Source organism: Mesorhizobium sp. M0808, assembly GCF_040320025.1.
Taxonomy (GTDB): domain Bacteria; phylum Pseudomonadota; class Alphaproteobacteria; order Rhizobiales; family Rhizobiaceae; genus Mesorhizobium.
This window is the reverse complement of the sequence record NZ_JAMYOX010000122.1, coordinates 1-932: the sequence shown is the minus strand read 5'-3', so window position 1 is coordinate 932 and position 932 is coordinate 1. Positions and strand designations below refer to the sequence as shown.

Genomic DNA, 932 nt, shown 5'->3' with positions numbered 1-932 from the left:
TGGGTCAGTTGAGTCTGGCGGACGGGCTGGCGGCGTCGGACGAGACGATTTTCGACCTGGTATCGAAGGAACTGGACTGGGCACCGATCCGAACATTGCTGGGTCAGCGCAGCGGTCCCGGCTCGGGCAACACCAGCTACCCGGCGGAGGCGCTGGTGCGCTGTCTTTTGCTGGGCGTGTGGCACGGGCTGAGCGATCCGGCATTGGAGGCTCAGATCCGTGACCGGCTGTCGTTTCGCCGCTTTGCCGGCTTCAGCCTTTCGGACCGTACGCCCGATCATTCGACACTGTGGCGCTTCCGCGAGGAACTGACGCGCGAGCGGCTGATCGACAAGGTGTTTGAGGAGATCAACCGCCAGCTGGAGACGAAGGGCCTGATCGTCAAGCGCGGCACCTTAGTCGATGCGACGTTCCTGCAGGCCCGTGGGCGGCCGCCCAAGCAGCCGAAGAAGGGCCACCAGGGCCCGGCCAAGCCGTCGGCCGACAAGGACGCGCGCTGGGGCAAGAAGGGCAACAAGAGCACCTTCGGCTACAAGATGCACATCGGCGCCGACCAGGAGCACACCATGATCCGGCGTGTCGAGGTAAGCGACGCCTCGATCACCGACACCGAGGCGGCCGACAATCTGGTTTGCGGCGATGAGAAGGCGGCCTATGGCGATCAGGCCTACTACACCCATGCCAGGCATGATCGGCTGGCCAAGGCCGGGATCAAGGACCGGCTGATGCGGCGGCCCAACAAGCATCATCCCGAGTTGCCGGCGCGCCAGAAGCTGCGTAACCGGTTGATCGCCAAGGTGCGGGCGGCTGTGGAGCGGCCTTTTGCTGTGTTCAAGGAGCGCTACGGCATGCGGCGCCTGCGCTTCTTCAACCTCGCCGCCAACCGCACGCAATGCATACTAGCCGCCTGCGCCTACAATCTGCGGACCATG

The 932-nt window shown here is 64.8% G+C and carries 1 protein-coding gene; it reads left to right on the top strand.

What is annotated here, in order from left to right; genetic code table 11:
- A partial coding sequence (locus tag NKI25_RS36250; RefSeq protein WP_353000970.1) for an IS5 family transposase occupies nt 1-932 on the top strand: 932 nt, incomplete at both ends.